The 6,171-nt window shown below is 35.6% G+C and carries 3 protein-coding genes and 1 pseudogene; 1 reads left to right on the forward strand and 3 read right to left on the reverse strand.

All coding sequences use genetic code 11. The features are described from left to right. Positions 1–447: 447 nt before the first annotated feature. The 3 genes and pseudogenes from ACTS4L_RS10905 to ACTS4L_RS10915 all read right to left on the reverse strand — a co-directional run. A pseudogene (locus ACTS4L_RS10905) lies at positions 448–1,365 on the reverse strand (MFS transporter); the annotation flags it as partial. Between the two features lie 359 nt (positions 1,366–1,724). Continuing rightward, positions 1,725–2,336, reverse strand: a complete 612-nt coding sequence (locus ACTS4L_RS10910) for a recombinase family protein (RefSeq protein ID WP_440617884.1) — start codon at positions 2,334–2,336, stop codon at positions 1,725–1,727. Positions 2,337–2,351: 15 nt separating this feature from the next. Further along, positions 2,352–2,912, reverse strand: a complete 561-nt coding sequence (locus tag ACTS4L_RS10915) for a restriction endonuclease (protein WP_440617885.1) — start codon at positions 2,910–2,912, stop codon at positions 2,352–2,354. Between the two features lie 585 nt (positions 2,913–3,497). On the opposite strand from ACTS4L_RS10915, the gene ACTS4L_RS10920 reads away from it, so the two are divergent. After that, entirely contained in the window at positions 3,498–6,167 is a 2,670-nt protein-coding gene (locus ACTS4L_RS10920) for a Tn3 family transposase (RefSeq protein ID WP_440617886.1), read from the forward strand. Positions 6,168–6,171 lie beyond the last annotated feature (4 nt).

Consider the following 6,171-nt stretch of genomic DNA (forward strand, 5'->3'; position numbering starts at 1 on the left):
ATAAGGCCTTAAAGTAGTCAAAAAAACTCCCGCATTCACCGTGGGACTATCAACGCCAAATAGTTGGGGACGCTACACTCGCCTTTAAACCTGAATTAACGCAGATCTCTATACGCTGCCAAAACTATCACCACGGCATGTGGTTACAACGCCATATACCATTGGTTTTGGTCACTAGTTGACAACCCATCAGTTATGATCTATGTACAGCAAGACGCATATCATCATCAGTTTTAAGCTTTACTAGTTCGATGTTTTCAAGGTCTAGCTCTTCCATTAATTGGTCTGTTAAAGTGTCATTATATTGCATAATATTCCTCCTTAAATTATTAACAAAATGATACATGATTTGTAACCATGCATCATTTTTATAACCCAAAGGATTCGTAATGTCAAATTGTTATGTAGTTATTTTTCACATTGCCTGTTTTATTAATAGTGTGACTGTTACATGCTGCTTTCACTATGGATTGAGGGCTTTTCCACAGTATTAAGACAGGCGCTATTACCTGTTAAAATCACAACAAAAAAACCGACCAATGCAATGCTTGCTTCCAAAAAGTATAAAGCCTGAATATTGATAGTAGCCCCTTCAAATGTAACAAATAAGTATAATATCAAAATACCAAGACCTGATAAACTATTGAAAGTTGATTGCACTCTTCCTTGGTAATTAATGTCTGTGTGAATTTGTGCTTGCGCAATAGATAAAGCCCAACTGGATAAGCAAAATCCAATAATAAAATATGCCATTAAGTTGATAATTAATCCAATATTTACAGCTATACACAATAAAGCAGTGAACATTATAAACAATAACAAGGCAACAGTTTTCCTGAATTTAATCCGATCACAAAGAATTGGAGAGAAAAAGCAGCCAATAAATACCCCCAAAGAATAAATGGCTTCAAACAAAGCAAATATCTTACTACTTTCATTTAAAACCTGATTTATATAAGGCACTAATAAAACGGGAATGGTCATTAATAAAGTCATTATAAAGGTTTGAACCAGATAAATACCTATCAGACCTTTTTTATTATAAACATACCTTATAGATTCAATATATTCATGAATAAATGATAACACTTTTTGAGTGTCAGCCTGTTTTTTATGTTGATATTCCATTATCACATTAAAATATCCAGACAAAATAAATAGAACGCCTCCAATAAACAAGGTCCAAAGACTCCCTACATAATAAATTAAGGCGCCACTAATACCCATGCCAATGATTATACCAACCTCGTAGAGCATATCTATTGTTGCATTTGCCTTGGATAATTCATCCTTTTTTACAATTGTAGTTATGATAGGGATAGCTGCAGGCATATAAAACGATACAAAAATACCCAAAATTACTGCAAGTAAAAAATATTGCTGTGTAAATTAGAAAACTCAAGCAGTACAAAAGTGCATATTGATATACCTCTCACCATGTTAGACAGTATTAATATTGTCTTTCGGTTATATCTGTCGGCACAAACACCAAATAGAGGTCCAAACAATATACTAGGAGCCCATATGCAAAACATAAGCAAAGCTACACCGCTTATAGACTGAAAGTACTCATATGCGTACCATGATGTTGTAATATATACAAGACCATTTCCAATAGTGGCTATAATTCCACTTAATGCTAGATAGGTAAATGATGTGTTCTTAAATAATTGTACCCTTGAACATAATTCCTTGTAAATCATATGATTTTTCCTTTTTAAAATTTAATAATTTAGTAGCAATTTTGCTTGTTTCCTCAATGATCCATCTGGTGCAACGTATCGATATAAGGTTGGTCTGGTTATACCAAGCTCTTTGCATAGTTCAGTAACAACCGTGCCTTTTTTCCCCATAGCTGCCTGAGCTAATCTAATTTGAGATTTTGTCAAAGCAAACTTACGCCCACCTTTCCTACCTCTTGCCCTTGCTGATTCAAGACCTGCTTTTGTACGCTCAATAATGAGATCACGTTCAAATTCTGCCAGTACAGCAAAAAATCCAAAGAACATTTTTCCTGTTGGCGTTGATGTGTCAATATTGGCACCCTTGCCTGTTAGAACTTTCAAACCTATATTTTTATCAGACAGTTGTTGTACCAGTGTCACAAGGTCATGCAAACTTCTACCAAGACGATCTAATTTCCAAACCACCAAGGTATCATCTTTTCTTAAGGCTTTTAAACAAGCTTCAAGTGATGGGCGTTGTATGTTTTTGCCGGAAGCTTCATCATGATAAATATTATTTAAGTCAACACCAGACTTAATAAGCGCATCAGTTTGTAAATCCAAATTTTGTGACCCGTCAGTTTTAGAAACTCTAGCATATCCAATAAACATAATGAACCACCATCTTTATTTACCAGGAACCAATCCACGTTTTAATCCTAACTTTTCTTGAAAATCTAAAGGAATGTCATCCCATTTCTCTAGAAGTATATCTACTAGCTGCTCTCCATCAATTAATCCAATTCTAGGAAAGCTTGGTTCAAGAGCCACTTCATATGCTTTTTTCTGATATTCAGCAGTAGTTATGAATGCTCCTTGCCCACCTTGAGGTATATTTGATCTTAAAGCTTTTACAGTGTTTGCATCAATTTTTTTACCTAATTGGTAACGCTTAGCTTGGACAAATATTTTTACCTTAGCGATATTAGATATGTTTAACTCACCAGTTGCATCTACGCCACCATCTCCAACCTTACCTACGTGTTCGGCTCCTTCAAAACCTAATGCGCTTAGTATATGCGTGACAAGTAGCTCAAATTCCAATGCATCAAGCTCTAAAATAGAATCTAACACTACTTTATAGTAATCAAGAGCGTATTCTTGAGTTTTAGTTAATTCTTTTTTTCCTATCCCTCTAAAAAAAGTATCATGATGTTTAACTTTAAATACAGTAAGCGAAGATCTCATGCTATTTTGAAATGGGACTGAGAATTCTGATCTTCTTATTGCTTTTTTATTCCATTTAACCGCCCTCCTATGAGGGTATGGAACGTAATCTTTAGGATTAGCATCATAATAGTATCCGCCATCCTGAACAATTCCATAGTATATAATATCGGTATTAGAGTCTGGAAGAATTATATAATCCCCTACTTTAATATCCAGTAAAAAGCGAGATATTTGCCCAACTTGCTGCCCTGTAGCAGATGGAGTATGATCTGGGTGATTTTCTTTATAAAGACGATCAATATTCTCTTTTTTTTTCGACGTAACTTAAATCAAAGTTTGAGAGCCAACCAATACCAGAGAATCCTCCGTCTAAAAACTTCTGTGTATATTTACCAAAATCCGCCCTTACACAATATATTTCCATTCAGTCACTCAACTTTTTCCTAAATTTAAGGTCAAATTAAACGTTTCACAAACGCTCGTTTATTTAACACTTTAGATTTTACTTGCAAACTGACAAAAATACGTTAAATAATCCGTAACATAATTTGCGTTATGCAAACACCTATATTTTGTAGGTTAATTTACACCAGGGGAGATGTTATGTCTACAATTGAGCGCACTGCTTATCCAAGATATTCAAACCGCAGAAGAATGAAGCCAAGTGAGCTTGATGAATTTTACACGCTTAGCTCCAGTGAAGTATCTCTTATGAACAGATATGCGCGGGGTGATAAATATCGACTTAACTTTGCTATTCAGCTAAAAACATTTCAAAACCTTGGTTACTTTATTGCATTGGATGAAGTGCCTGATGAAATTATTAATCACATTAGAAAAACAACAAATTTCCACTACAGGCAAAGCTACGGGTATGAGCGTTTTGAGGATGATTATTCCAAGTCATTATACACACATAGAGACAGGATACGCATTTACCTTAATGTCACAAAATGGGATAAGCAAGAAGTCGATGGTTGTAGAAAAAATCTAGCTCGCAAGGCAGCCATTAAATACGCATATGAAATTTCTCATACCATGAATAATATTCCCGATATTATAAACGCAGTTATTCAGTATATGATTGAAAATAGGCTTGAACTTCCTGGTTTCCACACACTCGATGACTTGGTTAGACACACTAGGCATACAGTCAATAATAAAATCTTCCAGCAAGTGTTTAACAGGATTGAGCTAGATGGAAAGCAGGAGAAGTTTGTCTCACTGCTACATAACGATAATAACTCATATTCCACGCTATTTAATGATTTGAAAACGTTACCTCAAAAGCCAAGCAAGCGTAACTTTAATAATTTTATCAAGCATTACAACTGGTTAAGCTCATTAGGTGATGGATTTACCTATTTAAAGGACGTTGCTCAAATAAAAATAGAGCAATTCGCAGAAGACGCTAACAAACTCTCAGCAGATGAGATCAAAAAAATGAGGATTGCTAAACAATATACATACATTTGTTCATTGATATATCTTTCACAAGCAAACGCACGAGATGCCTTAGCAAGTATGCTTTGCAGATTAGTGTCTACTGGATATAAACAAGCAAAACAAGAACTTGAGCGGCTTGCTCAAGCCAATAAAAAAGACTCATGCGAGGTTGCTGAATTGCTAAAAAACATCGTTAAAAGAAGTGAGTTTAAATCTGACTTTGATAACTACTCACATTGGGTGGTAGGTCAAATTAATAATGCAGGCGGAGTCGAGGAAATCAGTAAAAAATGTGATGATGTCATTACCAGCCATGGCACTGAAATACGGATATTTTTGTCTAAAGTGCTTTTACACAGGCAGCAAAGCTTGTTTCATCGACTGATTGAAACAATTAGCCCTAAATCCTCCAATAGCAATGATTCACTTATTCAAGCAATACAGTTTATTCAGGATAACCAAAAATGCTCGCGTGAGTATTTTAACCAAATAATTGATCTATCATTTACAGTTGATTTTTGGCGCTCTCGCATCATGACAAAAGTAGATGGGGTTCAACAAATGAATCGCAAAGAGCTTATAACATGTGTTTTAGATGCATTGTCTAAAGGCTTAAACTCTGGTGATATCCATGTTGAAGGAGCCATAAATTACGGTGATTATCGATCCGATTTTTTACCGTGGGATAAGTGCCTAGAGTATTTAGATGACTATTGTAAAGAAGTTGGCATTGACTCTACCGCACAAGCTATGGTTTGCAATCTTCAAAAATCCTTTATTGAGAAAGCAAAGGAGGTTGATGATAATTATAAGATTAACCCTGCATTTACCATCGACTCAAAAGGAGTTCCTAGCCTAAAAAAATATGAAGCTAAGCCATTATCTGAAAGTGCTAAAAAGCTTGAAAATATACTCAAATCTCGCATGCCTGAAAGAAGCGTACTCGACTGCCTGTCTAATGCTGAATATCATGTTAGCTGGACCAGTGAGTGCACATCACCTGAGGGTAATGACCTAAAGTTAGATAATCCAAAAGAAAAACTCATATTAAGCGCATTTGCTGTAGGTACGGGACTCGGTGCAACGCAAACAGCAAAACATGTTAGAGGAAATGTATCAGCTCGCATTCTATCCCGAGTAAACCAAAAGCACTTTTCCGTTAAAGTCCTTAACAAAGCTATTACACGTGTTATCAACTGCTTGAATCAGTTCCCTCTGCTACAGGCATGGGGAACTGGAGAAAGTTGTGCTGTGGATGGTACGCTTGAAGAAATACATGATAATAATATGCTTGCTGAACAGCATATCAGGTACGGTAAAAAAGGCGGTATTGCCTATCATCATGTGGCTGATAACTATATTGCGCTTTTTTCAACTTTTATACAATGTGGTGTATGGGAAGCAATTCATATTATTGACGGTCTTTTAAAAAACGCCTCAGAAGTTCAGCCAAAAACTGTACATGCAGATACTCAGGGTCAATCATTACCAGTATTTGCTTTTTCATATCTGTTTGGCATTAAGCTAATGCCTAGAATTAGAAGCTGGAAGGAGCTAAAGATGTATCGCCCAACTAAAGGTGCACGTTATAAAAATATAGACTCTCTATTTTGCGAAGCCGCCATAGATTGGGACTTGATCACTTTACATTGGAAAGATCTTATGCAGGTTGTTTTATCGATAAAATATGGGAAAATTTCATCGTCATTTATACTCGCCAAGCTAAATTCATACAATTATCGGAATAAGTTATATGTAAGCGCCAGCAATAAAATGACCCTCAGCCAGAATTATTTTGCAAACCAACCAACATTATTTTGCAAATAGAATT

Source organism: Cysteiniphilum sp. 19S12-1 (genome assembly GCF_052030685.1).
In the GTDB taxonomy this organism is placed as follows: Bacteria; Pseudomonadota; Gammaproteobacteria; order Francisellales; family Francisellaceae; genus Caedibacter.